The 16,820-nt window shown below is 72.2% G+C and carries 19 protein-coding genes and 1 tRNA gene; 16 read left to right on the forward strand and 4 right to left on the reverse strand.

Features of this window, described 5'->3' with window-relative positions; all coding sequences use genetic code 11:
- The first annotated feature begins 8 nt into the window (after positions 1-8).
- Together ACZ68P_RS07940 and ACZ68P_RS07945 are read left to right on the forward strand one after the other, a co-directional pair.
- Positions 9-1,064 (forward strand): aldo/keto reductase, encoded by a 1,056-nt coding sequence (locus tag ACZ68P_RS07940; RefSeq protein ID WP_471004055.1) that lies wholly within the window; start codon positions 9-11, stop codon positions 1,062-1,064.
- A 172-nt stretch (positions 1,065-1,236) separates the two neighbouring features.
- Positions 1,237-2,466 carry a winged helix DNA-binding domain-containing protein gene (locus tag ACZ68P_RS07945; RefSeq protein WP_471004057.1) on the forward strand — a complete coding sequence of 410 codons (1,230 nt, stop codon included), beginning with the start codon at positions 1,237-1,239 and terminating at the stop codon, positions 2,464-2,466.
- Between the two features lie 35 nt (positions 2,467-2,501).
- Here the strand turns inward: ACZ68P_RS07945 and ACZ68P_RS07950 are convergent, their stop codons facing one another.
- Positions 2,502-3,134, reverse strand: a complete 633-nt coding sequence (locus ACZ68P_RS07950; protein WP_471004059.1) for a MarC family protein — start codon at positions 3,132-3,134, stop codon at positions 2,502-2,504.
- A gap of 138 nt (positions 3,135-3,272) precedes the next feature.
- On the opposite strand from ACZ68P_RS07950, the gene ACZ68P_RS07955 reads away from it, so the two are divergent.
- Together ACZ68P_RS07955 and ACZ68P_RS07960 are read left to right on the forward strand one after the other, a co-directional pair.
- The gene (locus tag ACZ68P_RS07955; RefSeq protein ID WP_365713509.1) at positions 3,273-3,689 is read left to right on the forward strand and encodes a YciI family protein; all 417 of its coding nucleotides are present in this window, start codon (positions 3,273-3,275) and stop codon (positions 3,687-3,689) included.
- Complete coding sequence (locus ACZ68P_RS07960) at positions 3,686-4,996, forward strand: RNA polymerase sigma factor (RefSeq protein ID WP_471004879.1); 1,311 nt, start codon at positions 3,686-3,688, stop codon at positions 4,994-4,996. Before ACZ68P_RS07955 ends, ACZ68P_RS07960 begins: the two co-directional genes overlap by 4 nt.
- 101 nt (positions 4,997-5,097) lie before the next feature.
- Here ACZ68P_RS07960 and wrbA read toward each other — a convergent pair whose 3' ends face one another.
- On the reverse strand, positions 5,098-5,706 hold the full coding sequence (gene wrbA / locus ACZ68P_RS07965; RefSeq protein WP_471004061.1) for an NAD(P)H:quinone oxidoreductase: 609 nt from the start codon (positions 5,704-5,706) through the stop codon (positions 5,098-5,100).
- Between the two features lie 188 nt (positions 5,707-5,894).
- On the opposite strand from wrbA, the gene ACZ68P_RS07970 reads away from it, so the two are divergent.
- From ACZ68P_RS07970 to ACZ68P_RS07980, 3 genes are all read left to right on the forward strand, one after another.
- Complete coding sequence (locus ACZ68P_RS07970) at positions 5,895-6,629, forward strand: TetR/AcrR family transcriptional regulator (RefSeq protein WP_471004063.1); 735 nt, start codon at positions 5,895-5,897, stop codon at positions 6,627-6,629.
- A 415-nt stretch (positions 6,630-7,044) separates the two neighbouring features.
- A complete protein-coding gene (locus tag ACZ68P_RS07975) occupies positions 7,045-7,647 on the forward strand; it encodes an HhH-GPD-type base excision DNA repair protein (protein WP_471004065.1) in 603 nt (200 codons plus the stop codon).
- A 115-nt stretch (positions 7,648-7,762) separates the two neighbouring features.
- Positions 7,763-9,325 (forward strand): M28 family metallopeptidase, encoded by a 1,563-nt coding sequence (locus tag ACZ68P_RS07980; RefSeq protein ID WP_471004067.1) that lies wholly within the window; start codon positions 7,763-7,765, stop codon positions 9,323-9,325.
- A 194-nt stretch (positions 9,326-9,519) separates the two neighbouring features.
- On the opposite strand, the gene ACZ68P_RS07985 is transcribed toward ACZ68P_RS07980, so the two are convergent.
- Positions 9,520-10,260 (reverse strand): class I SAM-dependent methyltransferase, encoded by a 741-nt coding sequence (locus tag ACZ68P_RS07985; protein ID WP_471004069.1) that lies wholly within the window; start codon positions 10,258-10,260, stop codon positions 9,520-9,522.
- A gap of 475 nt (positions 10,261-10,735) precedes the next feature.
- Here ACZ68P_RS07985 and ACZ68P_RS07990 point away from each other — a divergent pair, with 475 nt between their 5' ends.
- Positions 10,736-11,032, forward strand: coding sequence for a type II toxin-antitoxin system VapB family antitoxin (locus ACZ68P_RS07990; RefSeq protein WP_009067182.1), 297 nt, complete (start codon positions 10,736-10,738; stop codon positions 11,030-11,032).
- Positions 11,033-11,144: 112 nt separating this feature from the next.
- Positions 11,145-11,771 carry a LytR C-terminal domain-containing protein gene (locus ACZ68P_RS07995; RefSeq protein WP_471004072.1) on the forward strand — a complete coding sequence of 209 codons (627 nt, stop codon included), beginning with the start codon at positions 11,145-11,147 and terminating at the stop codon, positions 11,769-11,771.
- A 269-nt stretch (positions 11,772-12,040) separates the two neighbouring features.
- Here the strand turns inward: ACZ68P_RS07995 and upp are convergent, their stop codons facing one another.
- Positions 12,041-12,676 carry a uracil phosphoribosyltransferase gene (gene upp / locus ACZ68P_RS08000; protein WP_365713492.1) on the reverse strand — a complete coding sequence of 212 codons (636 nt, stop codon included), beginning with the start codon at positions 12,674-12,676 and terminating at the stop codon, positions 12,041-12,043.
- An 89-nt stretch (positions 12,677-12,765) separates the two neighbouring features.
- Here upp and ACZ68P_RS08005 point away from each other — a divergent pair, with 89 nt between their 5' ends.
- From ACZ68P_RS08005 to ACZ68P_RS08035, 7 genes are all read left to right on the forward strand, one after another.
- Complete coding sequence (locus ACZ68P_RS08005; RefSeq protein WP_471004074.1) at positions 12,766-12,948, forward strand: hypothetical protein; 183 nt, start codon at positions 12,766-12,768, stop codon at positions 12,946-12,948.
- A gap of 235 nt (positions 12,949-13,183) precedes the next feature.
- Positions 13,184-13,723, forward strand: coding sequence for a tRNA adenosine deaminase-associated protein (locus tag ACZ68P_RS08010; protein ID WP_471004076.1), 540 nt, complete (start codon positions 13,184-13,186; stop codon positions 13,721-13,723).
- A gap of 125 nt (positions 13,724-13,848) precedes the next feature.
- Entirely contained in the window at positions 13,849-14,277 is a 429-nt protein-coding gene (gene tadA, locus ACZ68P_RS08015; protein WP_471004881.1) for a tRNA adenosine(34) deaminase TadA, read from the forward strand.
- Between the two features lie 273 nt (positions 14,278-14,550).
- Positions 14,551-14,635 (forward strand) — tRNA-Ser (locus ACZ68P_RS08020).
- A 450-nt stretch (positions 14,636-15,085) separates the two neighbouring features.
- Positions 15,086-15,250, forward strand: a complete 165-nt coding sequence (locus ACZ68P_RS08025) for a hypothetical protein (RefSeq protein WP_365713486.1) — start codon at positions 15,086-15,088, stop codon at positions 15,248-15,250.
- Between the two features lie 10 nt (positions 15,251-15,260).
- Positions 15,261-15,554, forward strand: coding sequence for a Dabb family protein (locus tag ACZ68P_RS08030; RefSeq protein ID WP_365713484.1), 294 nt, complete (start codon positions 15,261-15,263; stop codon positions 15,552-15,554).
- Positions 15,555-15,763: 209 nt separating this feature from the next.
- A complete protein-coding gene (locus tag ACZ68P_RS08035) occupies positions 15,764-16,609 on the forward strand; it encodes an RNA polymerase sigma factor SigF (protein WP_365713482.1) in 846 nt (281 codons plus the stop codon).
- The last annotated feature ends 211 nt before the right edge of the window (positions 16,610-16,820 follow it).

The raw sequence follows: 16,820 nt of genomic DNA on the forward strand, positions 1-16,820 counted from the left end.
GTGCGCGCATGCGTTATCGGATACTCGGCGGGACCGGGATCGACGTCAGCACGTACTGCCTCGGCACCATGATGTTCGGAGCCGTCGGCAATCCGGACCACGACGACTGCGTACGGATCATCCATGCCGCCCTCGACCAGGGCGTCAACTTCGTGGACACCGCCGACATGTACTCCGCCGGCGAGTCCGAGACGATCGTCGGCAAGGCGCTCCGCGACCCCGGGCGGCGGGACGACGTCGTCCTCGCGACGAAGGTGCACTTCCCGATGGGCGAGGCGCGCGGGCGGAGCGGCAACTCCCGCCGCTGGATCACCCGGGCCGTCGAGGAGAGCCTGCGGCGGCTCGGCACGGAGTGGATCGACCTCTACCAGGTGCACCGGCCCGACCACCGTACGGACATCGAGGAGACCCTCGGGGTCCTCGGCGACCTCGTCTCCCAGGGCAAGATCCGGGCGTTCGGCTGCTCCACGTTCCCCGCCGAGGAGATCGCCGAGGCGCACCACGTCGCCGAACGGCGCGGCCTGCGCCGCTTCCGCACCGAGCAGCCGCCGTACTCGCTGCTCGCGCGGGGTGTCGAGGCGTCGGTGCTGCCGGTGGCCCAGCGGTACGGGATGGGCGTGATGACCTGGAGTCCGCTGGCGTCCGGCTTCCTCAACGGCCGCTACCGCAAGGGGCGGCCGGTCGATCTGACCAGCGGGCGGGCCGCGCTCACGCCGCACCGCTTCGATCCGGCGATCCCCGGGAACGATGCCAAGCTGGACGCGGTGGAGCGGCTGGTCGCCCTCGCGGAGGAGACCGGCTGCTCACTGCCGGAGCTGGCGATCGCCTTCGCGGCCGCGCACCCGGCCGTCACCTCCGTGATCATCGGTCCCCGGACGATGGACCAGCTGGAGGGCCTGCTCAAGGGGGCCCCGCTCGTCCTCGACGACGACGTCCTCGACCGCGTCGACGCGATCGTCCCGCCGGGGACGAACCTCTACCAGCCGGACGGGGTCTGGCGGCCGCCCGCCCTGACGGACGCGTCGCTGCGGCGCCGGCCGGTGGGGGACCGCGCGGCGGGGTGAGACGGGCCGCCCGCTCCCCCACGGGCCCGCCCCTCGACCGGCCCGTCCCCTCGGCACTTCCGTCCCCTCACCGCCTGCCGCCTCGACCGGCCCCCGCCCCTCACCGGGCGGAACCGGTCGGCGGGACGCCGTCCGGTGTCGGTTGTCAGACCCTTCCTCCATGCTTACCGGCATGGGGAGCACGAAGCAGGGCGCGCGGCGGATCGACGCGGCCGAGCGGCGGGCGCGGCTCGCCGTGCGGCACCGGCTGGCGGGCGAGGCGAAGGCGGACACCGTCGAGGAGGTGGCCGGGTCGCTGGTGGCCCTGCACGCCACGGACCCGGCGACGGTGTTCCTCGCGGTGGGGGCCCGGCTGGCAGGCGGCGCCGACGGCGGGGAGGGTTCACGCGCCGGCGGCGGTCGGGAGGATGCCGTCGCCGGTCTTGAGCGGGCCCTGTACGAGGACCGGTCGCTGACGCGGATGCACGGCATGCGTCACACGATCTTCGTCTTCCCCACCGCGCTCGTCCCCGCCGTGCACGCCTCCACCACCCGCGACGTCGCCGCCCGTGAGCGCGCCTCGCTCCTCAGGCACCTGGCCGCGGGCAGCGCGTACGACGCGGAGTGGCTCGCGGAGACCGAACGCCTGCTGCTGGCCGAGCTGGAGGCGCGCGGCGAGGCGACGGGCACCGAGCTGGGTGCGGCCGTCCCCCGCTTGCGGGTGCAGTACGTGTACGGGGTCGGCACCCGGCAGGAGGGCCCGCAGCCGCTCTCCAGCCGGCTGCTGCGCGTGCTCGGCATGGAGGGCCGGATCGCCCGCGGGCGTCCGCAGGGCGCCTGGACCTCCAGCCGCTTCCGCTGGGCCCTCGCCCCCGAGCGCGCCGACCCGTCGGACGCCGACGCGCACGCCGTACTCGTACGGGAGTGGCTCGCGGCCTACGGTCCGGCGACCGAGGCCGATCTGAAGTGGTGGACCGGCTGGAGGGTCACCGACGTCCGCAAGGCCCTCGCGGCGGTCGGCGCGCGGGACGTGGAGCTGGCGGAGGGCACCGGCCACGTCCTGCCGGGCGACACCGCTCCCGTGCCGGCGCCGGAGCCCTGGGCCGCGCTGCTGCCCGCGCTCGACCCGACGGCCATGGGGTGGCAGTTGCGCGACTGGTTCCTGGATCCCGCGCACCGGCCCGCCCTCTACGACCGCAGCGGGAACATCGGCCCGACGGTCTGGTGGGACGGCCGGATCGTCGGCGGCTGGGCCCAGCGCCCGGACGGCGAGATCGTCTGGCGGCTGCTCGACGACGTGGGCGAGGAGGCCCGTTCGGCGATCGCGGCGGAGGCGGCCGGACTCGCGGCCCGGATCGGCGCCGTCCGGGTGACCCCCCGTTTCCGTACGCCGCTGGAAAGGGAGTTGTCGGCCGGAGCCTGAGCGCGCGGCCCCGCAGGCGAGCCTTCGGACACGACCTAGTGTCCTTCGCGGTCCAGGCCCTCCACTCCCAGCTCCGCGAGGCCGTCGAGGACCAGGTCCACGCCGACCGCCGCGAGCAGCAGGCCGAGGAGACGGCCGAGGAGTTCGATGGTGGCGTGGTGGGTGCGGCGCAGGAGGCGGGTCAGGAGCAGGACGCAGACGAGGTCGAGCACGATGACGCAGACGTAGGAGCCGACGACCGTCGAGCGCCAGGTCCAGGAGTCGCGGGCCGCCGCCTCGATCAGTACCGCCGTCATCGCCAGAGGGCTCACGACGTACGGCATGAGCAGCTCGCGGACCCCGCTGACCAGGTCGGGCGCGTCCTGGTGCGGGCCGTCCGAGCCGAAGTGGAGGCCGAGGACGAGGCCGACGGCGTAGAGGAAGAAGATGGCGCCGCCCGCGAGTTGGAGGGCGGGGGTGCTGATGTGGAAGAGGTCGAGCAGCCACGGCGCGGTGATGCCGGTCAGCAGTCCGACGAGGACGGCGGCACCTGACGCGACCAGGGCGATCATCCGGAGCTGGCGGGGCGAGTGGAGCTGGGCCAGGCCGGCGAAGGCCAGGAGCACCTTCGGCGGGCCGACGACCGAGAAGAAGGTGATGAAGGAGGCGGAGAAGCCGAAATCGTTCACCCCCGGAATCATGGTTCCTGCGGGTGGAATCCCGGCAGAATGCGGATCCGCTCCCGCGCGGTGTCGAGAAACGCGACCCGGCTCCGACGTCCCCTGTGAAAGGCAGACAGCCGAGGAAGACGATACGAGGAGCACGTCATGAAGTACCTCGTCATGGTGCAGGGCTCGCAGGCGGACTACGACGCCATGAACGGCAAGGGCTCGCCCGGCAGCCCGGCCTGGACCGAGCAGGACCTGCGGGCGATGTTCGCCTACATGAACTCGATCAGCGACGACCTCTCCGAGTCCGGTGAGATGGTCGACGCGCAGGGGCTCGTCGAGCCGGCGCAGACCCGGTTCGTCACCGCCGACCAGGACGGCCGGCCGGTGGTCACGGACGGGCCCTACCCGGAGACGAAGGAGCTGCTCGCCGGCTACTGGGTGCTCGACTGCGAGAGCCTGGAGCGCGTCACGGAGATCGCGGCGCGGGTGGCGCAGTGTCCGGTGCCCGCCGGTTCGAAGGAGTCTCCGGTGGTGATCCGGCCGATCGACGAGCGCGGCGGGGGCGACGTCTGACCGTGGAGGAGTCCCGAATCGAGGACCTGCTGCGCCGGCACGCGCCGCAGGTCCTCGGCGCGCTCGTGCGGCGGTACGGACACTTCGACGCCGCCGAGGACGCCGTCCAGGAGGCCCTGCTGGCCGCCGCCCGGCAGTGGCCGGAGACGGGGACGCCCGCCAACCCGCGGGGCTGGCTGATCCGGGTGGCGGCGCGGCGGCTGACCGACCAGCTGCGGGCGGACGAGGCACGCGCCCGGCGCGAGGAGACGGCGGTGCGCCTGGAGCCGCGCGAGGTCCGGGCGGCGCCGTCCGACGACGACACGCTGACGCTGCTCTTCCTCTGCTGCGATCCGGCGCTCAACCCCGCCGCCCGGGTGGCGCTGACGCTGCGCGCGGTGGGGGGCCTCACCACCGCCGAGATCGCCCGGGCCCATCTCGTACCGGAGGCGACGATCGCCCAGCGGATCAGCCGGGCGAAGCGGAAGCTGAAGGACCGCCCCTTCTCGCCGCCTCCGGAGCCCGGCCCCGGCGCGTCGCCGTCCGGCCCCGCCCGGTCGGCTGGACCCGACGCGTCGCCGTCCGGCCGCGACGCGTCGCCGTCCGGCCCCGCTCGGCCGGGCGACCGGGACGCCCGGCTGCCGGCCGTCCTCCACGTCCTGTACCTGATCTTCAACGAGGGGTACACCGCCACCTCGGGCCCGGCGCTCCACCGCGCCGACCTGGCGGGCGAGGCGATCCGGCTGACCCGGGAGGTGCGCCGCCTGCTGCCGCGCGAGGGCGCGGTGACCGGTCTGCTGGCGCTGATGCTGCTCACGGAGGCCCGCAGCGCGGCGCGGACGGGGCCGCACGGCGAGCTGGTCCCGCTCGACGAACAGGACCGGACGCTCTGGGACGCCGCCGCGATCGCCGAGGGCACGGCCCTGGTCGAGGAGGCCTTCGCCGAGGGCCCGCCGGGGCCGTACCAGCTCCAGGCGGCCATCGCGGCCCTCCACGACGAGGCGCCTCGCGCGCAGGACACGGACTGGCCGCAGATCCTGGCGCTGTACGACGTCCTCGTCGCCGGAGCGCCGGACCCGATGGCCGAACTCGGCCGCACGGTCGCCTTCGCCATGGTCCACGGCCCCCGGGCCGGCCTGTGCGAGCTCGCCGCCCTCGAGCCCCGGCTGCGGGGCCACCACCGTCTGGAGGCGGTCCGCGCCCACCTTCTGGAACGCGCGGGCGACACCGAGGCCGCCCGGGCCGCCTACCAGTCGGCGGCCCGTCACACCCTCAGCGGCCCGGAGCGCCACTACCTGCGAACGAAGGCGGCCCGCCTGGCCGAATGAGCCCGCGGACCGCCCGTCTCGTCCCCTGCGCGGCTGTCGCCGTCGGCCACCCGCCCGCCGTTCGGCCGGCGGGCCGCCGTAGGTCAGCCGGTCGCCCTCACTCAGTCGGTCGCCAGGCCCTTCAGGCGCTTGGCGATCGTCGTGAGCCGGGTGCCCTGGTAGCGGGCCGCCTGGAGGACGTTCTCCTCCGGGGCGCCGTTGGCGCCGGGGTGCGCGGTGCCGTAGGGGTTGCCACCGCCCGCGTAGACCGACGGGTCGGTGAAGCCGGGCGAGACGATGACCGAGCCCCAGTGGTGGAAGGTGTTGTAGAGCGCGAGCAGCGTCGACTCGTTGCCGCCGTGCACGTTGTGGGCGCTGGTGAAGGCGGTGGCCGCCTTGTCGGCCATGACGCCCCGCTGCCACAGACCGCCGCTGGTGTCGATGTACTGCTTCAGCTGCGCCGCGACGTTGCCGAACCGGGTCGGCGAACCGAGCGCGTACGCGTCCGCCCACTCCAGGTCGTCGAGCGTGGCGACCTCGACGTCACCGGTGGCGTCGACGTGGGCGCGCCAGGCCGGGTTGGCGTCGATGGCGGCGTCCGGGGCGAGCTCGGGCACGCGCCGCAGACGGACCTCCGCGCCGGCCTTCTCGGCGCCTTCGGCGACGGCCTGGGCGAGCGTGTGGACGTTCCCCGTGGCCGAGTAGTAGATGACAGCAACCTTGACGGACATGGCGAGCCCCTCGATCCCTCAACCGGATATCTCTCAACCGGATTCTTTTCCGATTCAACGCCCCGAGCCTAAACGGATAGCCATCCACTTCGCAAGCGGAGACCCGGGTCAACCGGATAGCGCTCCGTTATGCTCGTGTCACGGACGGAACGAGGGGGCACGACAGGACGAAGGGCAGGCGTACGGCGATGAGCGCGAAGACACCGCAGAAGAAACCGCGGGACGCACGGGCGGAAGCGGAGGCATCGCCCCCGGCCCCGTCCGAGGAGAGCGGCCCGGCGCCCATCGCGCTCACCCCCCGGCCCCCGGCGGCGCTCACCCTCCTCCGTACCGCCGACCAGCCCGCACCCGAGCGCGCCGACGCGGCCCGCAACCGGCGCAAGATCCTCGACGCCGCCGCCCGGATCGTCGCCGAGGTCGGTCCCGAGGCCGTCACCATGAACCAGGTCGCCCACGCCAGCGGGATCGGCGTCGGCACGGTCTACCGCCGCTTCGGCGACGTGGCCCAGCTGCTCTGGGCGCTCCTCGACGACCGGGAACGGCAGTTCCAGGAGGCGTACATGAGCGGCCCTGCGCCGCTCGGCCCCGGAGCGCCGGCCGCCGAACGGCTCACCGCGTTCCTCGACGCGCTCGTCGACCGGGTCATCGAGCAGCGCGAACTCCTCCTCGCCGCCCAGGCCGCCGCGCCCAGCGCCCGCTACACCAGCGGCGCGTACCTGGCGATGCACACCCACGTCGCCCTGCTGGTCTCCAGGGTCAGGCCGGAGGCGAACAGCTCGCTCCTCGCCCACCTGCTGCTCGCGCCGTTCTCGCCGAGCCTGATGCACCACCTGTCGGTGGAACGGGGGCTTACCGCCGACGAACTCAAGGCGGGGATAGCCGAGGTGCTCACCCTCACGGCGCCGGAGCCGCGCGCCGACTAGGGGTGTCCGGAAAGGTGGTGCTGTCCGCGGAGGGCAGGGGCACTCCGTACACCGACCGGGTCGGCGACGCCCGGCTCGGTTCCGTCCGTATCTGTGCGCACCGCTTCGCGCACGGCGCGTTGCCGGAGGAGGGCGTGCTGATCCGCGGCGCCCACCGGCTCGCGGGGATCCCGGGCGGGCTGATCCACGGCCGAGCTGATCCACGGCCGGCTGGACCAGGCCGGGCCCCTGACCACGGCCTGGGAGCTGGGCCGCTCCTGGCCGGACGCCGAACTGCCGGGCGTCGAGAGCGCGGGCCACCTGGGCGGCGACGGCGCCCGCGAGCGCGTCCCGGCCGCGCTGGAGCGCTTCGCGGACGGGTGAAGCGCCGTCCACAGGCCGCGCGCCCGGCAGTGCGTCGCGCGATCATCGAGGTATGAGTACCCAGATCCACCTCGCCCAGCAGACCGAGGCAGACGAGCTCCTCGGCCGCTCCCCGCTCGCCGCGCTCGTGGGCATGCTGCTCGACCAGCAGGTGCCCATGGAGTGGGCGTTCTCCGGTCCGTACACCATCGCGCGGCGCCTGGGCCGTGACGATCTCGACGCCGGGGAGATCGCGGCGTACGACCCCGAGGCGTTCGCCGCGCTCCTCTCCGACAAACCCGCCGTGCACCGCTATCCAGGGTCGATGGCAAAGCGGATCCAGCAGCTGTGCGCGTTCCTGGTGGACGAGTACGGCGGTGACGCCGAGGCCGTCTGGTCGGACGCGGGCACCGGGAAGGAGCTGCTGGACCGGCTGAAGGCGCTGCCGGGCTTCGGGGTGCAGAAGGCGCAGATCTTCCTCGCCCTGCTCGGCAAGCAGTACGGCGTGCGGCCGAGCGGCTGGCGGGAGGCCGCCGGGTCCTACGGCGACGAGGGTTCGTACCGGTCGGCCGCCGACATCACGGGGCCGGAGTCGCTCGCGAAGGTCCGCGCCTTCAAGCAGGAGGCGAAAGCCGCCGCTAAGACCGCAAAGGCCGCGAAGAGCACGGGGAATTGATGATTCCGGATGTCAATCCTGCGGAATGTGACATGAATTGCGCCCAAGCTGTTCACAGAGAGCACCAGAGATCGCTAACTTCCCCTCAACCTCGTTCGCACCGGGAAGGACCTCTGTGAACGCATCCCATCGCAGAGCCGCGGCCACTCTGGCCGCAGCCGCACTCGCGACCCCGCTCCTGCTGGCCGCCGCTTCCCCCGCCACCGCCACCGCCGACCCGGGGGCCGCACCCGCCAGGGACGCCGCGAAGCTGGCGAAGAAGCTCGTCCGTGAGACATCCGCCTCGGGCGCCTACAAGCACCTCCAGAAGTTCCAGGCCATAGCCGACTCGACCGGCGGCCACCGCGCGGCCGGCTCGCTCGGACACGACGCCTCCGCGGCGTACGTGTACCAGCAGCTCAAGAAGGCCGGCTACAACGTCTCGTACCAGAAGTTCGACTTCATCTACACCGAGACGCTGGCCGAGAAGGCCTCCGTCGTGTCGCCCGCCCCGCGCGCGTTCGACATCAAGGCGATGACCTACACCAAGTCGACGCCGGTCGGCGGCATCAAGGCCGAGCTGGCCGCCGTCCCGGTCGACGCCGACGGCACCACCGGATGCGAGCCGGGCGACTTCGCCTCCGGCACGTTCACCGGCAAGGTGGCGCTCATCCAGCGCGGCGGCTGCGCCTTCGCCGTCAAGCAGGAGAACGCGGCCGCGGCGGGAGCCGCGGGCGCGATCGTCTACAACAACGCCGAGGGCGTGCTCTCCGGCACCCTCGGCGACCCGGCGGCCGGCAAGATCCCGACCGGTGGCATCACCCAGGCGGAGGGCGCCAAACTCGTCGCCGACCTGGCCAAGGGCCCGGTCACCCTCTCCTTCGAGATCCGCCAGCTCCAGGAGAAGCGCACGACGAACAACGTCATCGCGGAGACGAAGCGCGGCAACGCCGCCAACACCGTGATGCTCGGCGCGCACCTCGACTCGGTGACGGCCGGCCCCGGCATCAACGACAACGGCTCCGGCTCCGCCGGGCTGCTCCAGGCGGCCCTGGAACTGGCCGAGTCGAAGGACAAGGTCCGCAACAAGGTCCGCTTCGCCTGGTGGTCGGCCGAGGAGAACGGTCTGCTCGGCTCCGAGCACTACGTCGCGAACATGAGCGAGCTGGACAAGAAGGAAGTCAAGCTCTACCTCAACTTCGACATGATCGCGTCGCCGAACTACGGCCTGTTCGTCTACGACGGCGACAACTCGGACGGCGTCGGCTCGGGCGCGGGCCCGCAGGGCTCCGCGCAGCTCGAGCGCGACATCAACGCCTTCCTCGACAAGCAGGGCAAGCCGCACGAGGGCACCGACTTCACCGGCCGCTCGGACTACGGCCCGTTCATCGAGGTCGGCATCCCGTCCGGCGGTACGTTCACCGGCGCCGAGGGCATCAAGACGGCGGCGCAGGCGGCGAAGTTCGGCGGGACGGCGGGTGTCGCGTACGACGTGAACTACCACGCCGCCGGCGACGACCTGTCGAACATCAACATGACGGCCTTCGACGTCAACATCGACGTGATCGCCAACGCCGTGGGCACCTACGCCCACGACATCAGCTCCCTGCGCAAGCCGGTCGTCTCCACCCCGACGGACGGCGACGCGGGCAGTGGTGGCGGCCTTCACGACGGTCACGACCACGAGGTCACCGAGTAGGACCGCCGGCGGCCCGGCCCGGGGCGACCCGGAACCGGGCCAGTGACCCGGCCGCGCTCCGGACCCAGCCGGTCACGGGGCCGGCCGAGCTCCGGCCGCAGCCGGGTCCCTGGCCCGGGGAGGCATCGCCTCTCCGGGCCCGCGGCCCCACCACCCGGCCCCCGGCCGTCAGGCCCTCAGGGGGCGGCAGTTCCTCAGGCGCGGCAGCGCAGCATCTCCAGCGGGGGATTGGCGCGGAGGTCCGCCCAGAAGTCCGCGCCGAACGCGCGCACGCCGGCCTCGGACACCTCCACGGGCGCCCAGGTCGGCTCGCCGAATCCGGCCGCCCGCAGACACCTCTCGTAGACCTCGCGGGGCGGATTGGTCCCCACGAAGGAGATCGGCGGATCGAGCAGCGCCGTGATCCTCACCCGCGGCCCGGTCTCGATCTCCTCGCCGGTCGGCTCGCAGAGGAAGCCGTACTTCGCCAGGGACGGCCCGTCGAAGCGGTAGTCGGGGTTCTGGGCGAGCACGAAGAACTCGCCACCGGGCTTCAGGCTCCGGCGCACGTTCCGGCACATCCGCTCCATGGCCGCCACGTCCGGCGCGTAGTGGAGCAGCTGGACTCCCGCGGCGAGGTCGAAGCGCCGCTCCAGGGGAGGCAGTTCGGCCACGTCACCGACTTCGTAGCGCACTCCCAGCGGCTCGCGTTCCTCGAACGCCCGCGCCACGGCGACCATTTCGGTCGAGATGTCGACGCCGAAGACCTCCGCAGCGCCACGCCTCTTGAACTCCCTGCTGTAGAAGCCCGTACCGGAGGCCAGGTCGAGGACCGACTTGCCCCGCACGTCACCGACCATGCCCAGGAAGGTGGGAACCTCTCCGTACCGCGCCAGCGGCAGGGCCTTGAAGCCCTCGAACGCCTCACCGATCTCGTCGTAAAGCTGCACGGCCATCGTGCCGTCCTCCCCTGTACGTCGTCGACTCCCGGCCCGGCCCCCTTGCCCCTGGGTACGCCGCGACCGCCTCCTGGCAGTCTCTCCGTGTCCTGACGAACCGTCGTATTGGCGGAAACCACAAAGATCCGGACCTCGCCACGGCCGCGCGTACGAGAGACCCGCCCCGCCTCTCGACGCTCACCGGTGCCGGTGGCCCCGGCGACCAGGCCGCGGCGGTCGAGCACGGCCGGCGGGACCCGGAGCGGCACGTCCGGGTGACACGCGCCGTCCCGGAGCAGGGCCCCCGGTTCGAGTGCCGCCCCGGCGAACCCGTACGCCGCCACGGCGTCCGCGACCTCCCCGGTCGGAGGCACTGCGCTCACGCTCATGAAGGACCCCATTCCGGGTTTATGACGGTACGCGGCGGTTCGCGCGGCATCCCACCGCGTCCTCGTGGCTGCGCCGGGAGCCGCTCGCCCGGTAGGCTTTCCGTGTGATCTTCAAGCGCATCGGTAACGGGCGGCCGTATCCCGACCACGGCCGGGAAAGCACCCGGCAGTGGGCGGACGTGGCGCCGCGCCCGGTCCGCCTCGATCAGCTGGTGACCACCAAGGGCCAGCTGGACCTGGAGACGCTGCTCGCCGAGGACTCCACCTTCTACGGCGACCTCTTCGCGCACGTCGTGAAGTGGCGGGGCGATCTCTACCTGGAGGACGGCCTGCACCGCGCGGTCCGCGCCGCGCTCCAGCAGCGGCAGGTGCTGCACGCCCGAGTGCTGGAAATGGACTAGGGCGTCCCGTTCGGATCAGCCCCTGACCCGTTCGGGGACTCTTCCACCCATCCGGACGCGATCACATGATCATCCAGTAGGCACCACCGACGAGCGGGATTACGCTGCGCTCATGAGCATGCTCACTCCCCCCGGCCTGGGCGGAAAGTACCGCATCACGGGGGACACCTACCCGCGCATGCGCCGCCCCAGCCGCCGGCGCAAGATCGTCATCGCGTCCGCCACCGCCGTGGTCGTGCTGGGCGCCGCCGGGTGGGGCACCCTGCAGCTCGTCCAGGTCTTCTCCGGCGACGGCACGAAGACGACGGCCGCCCGCGGCGCCGACTGCAAGCCCGCTCCCAAGGCGACCGGCGCCCCGGTCGCGGCCCTCCCCAAGCCCGCGCAGATCACGGTCAACGTCTACAACGCGACCCCGCGCGGCGGCCTCGCGAAGGCGACGGCCGACGAGCTGAGGAAACGCGGCTTCATCATCGGCAAGGTCGGCAACGCGCCCGTCGCGTACGACAAGAAGGTGCCGGGCGCCGCGATCCTGCTGGCCGCCCCCGGGGCCGCCAAGGGCGCCTTCTCCGTACTGGGCACCCAGCTGAAGGCCGCCACGACCAAGACCGACACCCGCGCCACGGCGGACGTGGACCTGATCCTGGGCACCGCCTTCAAGGCCCTGGACCCGAAAGCGGCGGCGGACGCGGCCCTGGTCGCTCTGAACAAACCCAAGCCCGCGCCCGCGCCTACTTGTTAGGGGCTCGGTTCGCCTCCGGGCGCTTGGTGCGGCTGCCGACGGTCGATCGTGCTCGCCCGCTCGTTCCTCGCGGCCTGCGCGCGTTCTTCCTTCCGGCAGCCGCGCGCCCTTCGGCTCACTCGCCGAAGGGGGCCCGGCGCCGGGCGAGGGCGGGTGTCGGAAGTAGCGTCGTCCGTCCGAAGGGCTGGGCTGGGGGCACCTCCCGTGCCCGAAGGGCTACGGGGAGTGCGTGCCAGACGCCCCCGGCCGACGGGATTTTCGACCCCGCCCTAGTCGGCCGTGCCGTACATGCGGTCGCCCGCGTCGCCCAGGCCCGGGACGATGTAGCCGTGCTCGTTGAGGCGCTCGTCGACCGAGGCCGTCACCACCGTCACCGGCGTGCCCGCCAGCTCGCGCTCCATGATCTCGACGCCCTCGGGGGCGGCGAGCAGCACGACGGCGGTCACGTCGTCCGCACCCCGCCGGATCAGCTCCCGGATGGCCGCCACCAGCGTGCCGCCGGTCGCCAGCATCGGGTCCAGGACGTACACCTGGCGGCCCGAGAGGTCCTCCGGCATCCGCGTCGCGTAGGTCGACGCCTCCAGCGTCTCCTCGTTGCGGATCATGCCGAGGAAGCCCACCTCGGCGGTCGGCAGCAGCCGCACCATTCCGTCCAGCATGCCGAGGCCGGCGCGCAGGATCGGCACCACCAGCGGACGCGGGTACGACAGCTTCACACCGGTCGTCGGCGTGACGGGGGTCTCGATGTCGACCTGCTCGGTGCGCACGTCCCGCGTGGCCTCGTAGGCGAGCAGGGTGACCAGCTCGTCCGCCAGACGGCGGAAGGTCGGGGAGTCCGTGCGCTTGTCGCGCAGAGTGGTGAGCTTGTGGGCGACCAGCGGGTGATCGACGACGTGGAGACGCATGCCCCAACAGTAGCCCGCACTGGCATCAACCCATGCCGTGGAGGGAAGGTGGGGATGCACGTATACCCAGTCCCGGGGTGGTGTGGCCCATGCCGAACACGAAGGACCCGGACGACGAGCCGCAGGAGACCGACGCGGAGCGCCGTCGACGCCGCGCCCAGTTCCTGCGCGAGCTGCACGAGGCCAAGGCGCTGCGGGACCGTGTCCAGCCCCGGCGCGCCCGGGCGGCCAGGATGCGTCAGCAGATGCGCATGCGGACCTTCCGCTGGTGAGGGCGAGGGTGGCCGCGCCCGCCGGGGGCGGCGGCCACGGCGGCGGCGCGCGGCCGTGCGCCGCCGATGCGCCGGGGCCGTGCGCCCACCCGTTCGCGGTGTCGATCAGACTGATGCACGACGCAAGAGCCGAAGACCTCTCCTGAAGCCGCCGTTTCTGCCACGATGCCGATTGGGCGGGGCTTCAGGAGCGCACCGCCGGATCGTCACACCTCTGATCAGTGGGAGAGTCACGGTGTACTTCGCCGCACTGCTCGCGCGCACCGAAGACGGGTGGGAAGCGAGCGACACAGAGATCGACGATGTGGAAACCCTGTCGGACCTGACCGAACTGGCCCGTGAGGCAGCGGTCGACGACGACACGGTCATCGTCTTCATCGAACAGGAGGACGCCTGGTTCGGCCTCCTCCGGATCGAGGGCGAGGAAGACCCTCGCATCTACGTGTCGGACGGGGCGGCCGCCGCCCGCTCCTCGTACGGGGAGATCCTCACCAGGGAACTCCTCGGCGACGACCTGGACGACGCCGCCGACCTGGACGCGCTGGACCTCGACGGCACGGAGGACGGAGAACCTCTCGACCTGGAGGACGAGGCGGAGGAGGAGCAGGCGCCGGACGTGGCCGCCGACGCCGTGCCGGCCGCGCCGGTCGGCGACCGGCTGATCCTCGCCGACCTCGGCCTGCCGGAGAAGCGGCTGCTGGCGCTCGACAGCGACGCGCTGGCCGAGATCGCGGACGCGCTGGGCGCCGCGGAGGTGCTGGAGACCGTTCGCTAGTGACCCACGCAGGATCCGGGCGCGCCCCGGAGCACGACCAGGAGAACGACCCGCAGCACGGCTCCGGGACCACCCCTCGACAGGCCCCGGAGCCCGATCCCCTGCGGGACCCCTGGCGGGATGCCATGCGGATGGCCCTCGCGGAGGCCGATCGGGCCGCGCCGGCCGGTGACGTACCGGTCGGCGCGGTCGTGCTGTCCGCCGACGGCACCGTCCTCGCCACCGGACACAACGAGCGGGAGGCGGCCGGGGACCCGACCGCCCACGCCGAGGTCCTGGCCCTGCGCCGGGCCGCGGCGCGGACCGGCGCGTGGCGGCTGACCGGCTGCACGCTCGTCGTGACCCTGGAGCCCTGCGTGATGTGCGCGGGGGCGCTCGTGCAGTCGCGGGTCGAGCGGGTCGTGTTCGGCGCGTACGACGAGAAGGCGGGCGCGGCGGGTTCGCTCTGGGACCTCGTGCGCGACCGCCGGCTCAACCACCGTCCCGAGGTGATCCCGGGCGTCCTGGGCGCGGAGTGCGGCGAGCAGCTCACGGCCTTCTTCCGCTCCCTCTGAACCACGCCCGCACTCCGTCCGAAGCCCGCACGCGCCCCCTCCGAACCACGGACGCGCTCCCTCGGAACCACGCACGCGCTCCCTCCGGGCTACACACGCGCTCCCCCCAACCACGCTCGCTCCCGCAACCACCCCTGGACCACCCCCGCGACGCCCATGAGGCGCCCCGGGGAAGCCCCTGGGACGCCCCCGGCACGCCTTCCGAACCCGGCTCCGACCTGCGGGGCGATACGGATTTCATCGCAGGGGCACCTTTGGGCTAAGCTCTCTCTCGGTAGCGTGTCCGAGCGGCCGAAGGAGCTCGCCTCGAAAGCGAGTGTGGCGCAAGTCACCGAGGGTTCAAATCCCTCCGCTACCGCTTCGATCGAAGGGCCCGGTGCATCGCACCGGGCCCTTCGTCGTGGAGCGGGCAGAACGGGAAGAAGGCCCCGGCCGCGTGGGTGTCACGCGGCCGGGGCCTTCCTTCGCCGGGCGGGGGGAGCGGCATCGGGGGGACAAACCGCTCCCCCCGACGAGAACCGGACCCGCCGGTCCTGCGCCGCGATCAGGGGGAAGCCCGCGGCGCGGACCCCGCAGTGGGGGCCGGCTCCTCGCCCCGCGGACCTCCTGCCGGATCCGCCGGGCTCGACATCCATACTGCTCTGCCGTCACCCTTCCGGGGGGCGGCAAAAGGCCTCGGTCACCGGGCCCTTGGTCCATAAAGGCCCGGTGAGGGGCTCGGTTAGACTCACGCGACCCGGCGGGGGCCCAGGCCGGACCGGGCAAGACAGGGCAGTCAGACGGAGTACCCCAGGGGAGGGCGCGGCAGATGGCGCAGGCGAAGAAGATCGCGCTGTACGCGGTCGTGGTGTTTGTGCTGTACACGATCATCAATTCCCCCAGCCGGGCCGCCGATCTCGTCCAGGTAGGGTTCGAGGGCATATCGAGCGCCGCGCAGGGCGTCGGCGAGTTCATGACCGCGCTCATCAACTAGGAGTCCCCCCGTGATCCGCCATCTGGTCCTCTTCAAGCTGAACGACGGCGTCAAGCGCGACGAGCCGCGCGTGGTGGCCGGCGTCGAGGCCTTCCGGGCGCTGGGCGACACGATCCCGGAGCTGACGTTCTGGGAGTGCGACTGGAACATCACCGACCGGCCCATCGCGTACGACTTCGCGATCAACTCGGCGGTCGAGGACACCGATGCGCTCCAGCGCTATCTGGACCACCCGGCCCACCAGGCGGGTGTCGCCCAGTGGCGTGAGTTCGCCACGTGGGTGATCGCGGACTACGAGTTCTGAGGCCTTCCTCCTTCCACTTCCGAGGCCCCCCGCCGTCATGGCGGGGGGCCTTCGGGCTTCTTGGCGACCCCTTTGCTCCCAACTTGCCGTCAACACGTGGATATACGGTGCTTGCACACAGTGGACATGTCTTGTGATGCTATGACCGCTTTTGACGGATGAGTTGACCGTAGTTGACCAGCAAGACCAGCCAAAGGGGTGGCGTGAACGTGCCGGCCAGTACAGCGCCTCAAGTCCCGCCCCAGCACGAGGCAGGCGTCCCGGACACCCCGCGCCCACGGCCCCAGAGCACCCGGGGAGCCGACACGCGGGCCCTCACCCAGGTGCTCTTCGGGCAGCTCAAGGGGCTGGAACCGGGCACACCGGAGCACCACCGGGTGCGCGGGGCGCTCATCGAGGCCAACCTGCCCCTCGTGCGGTACGCGGCCGCCCGCTTCCGCTCCCGCAACGAGCCGATGGAGGACGTGGTCCAGGTCGGCACGATCGGCCTCATCAACGCCATCGACCGCTTCGACCCCGACCGGGGCGTCCAGTTCCCCACCTTCGCGATGCCCACCGTCGTCGGTGAGATCAAGCGCTACTTCCGCGACAACGTACGGACCGTCCACGTCCCGCGCCGGCTCCACGAGCTCTGGGTCCAGGTCAACGGCGCCACGGAGGACCTCACGACTGCCCACGGCCGCTCGCCCACCACCGCCGAGATCGCCGAGCGGCTGAAGATCGGCGAGGACGAGGTCCTGGCCTGCATCGAGGCCGGACGCTCCTACCACGCCACCTCCCTGGAGGCGGCCCAGGAGGGCGACGGGCTGCCCGGACTGCTCGACCGGCTCGGCTACGAGGACCCGGCCCTCGCCGGGGTCGAGCACCGGGACCTCGTACGGCACCTGCTCGTCCAGCTCCCCGAGCGCGAGCAGCGGATCCTGATGCTCCGCTACTACAGCAATCTGACGCAGTCCCAGATCAGCCAGGAGCTCGGAGTCTCGCAGATGCACGTGTCAAGGCTCCTCGCCCGGAGCTTCGCCCGCCTGAGGTCCGCAAACAGGATCGAAGCGTAGCTGGAACGGGTAGACCGGTTCGGAGCAGTTCTGCGCGGAAGTTCGGCACCCCAAAAGCCGCACACCCCTTGTTTCCTGCGGAAATCCATCGCCACCGTGTCGACAAGTCACTACAGCGTGTTGCCGACATGTGACATTCTGCTGGAACCGCGTTTGCCGCAGCCCTGCCTCCGGTATTCAGGTGGAGGCTGCGTTCCTCCGATGGTCGTGG

Source organism: Streptomyces sp. NPDC036822 (assembly GCF_055609145.1).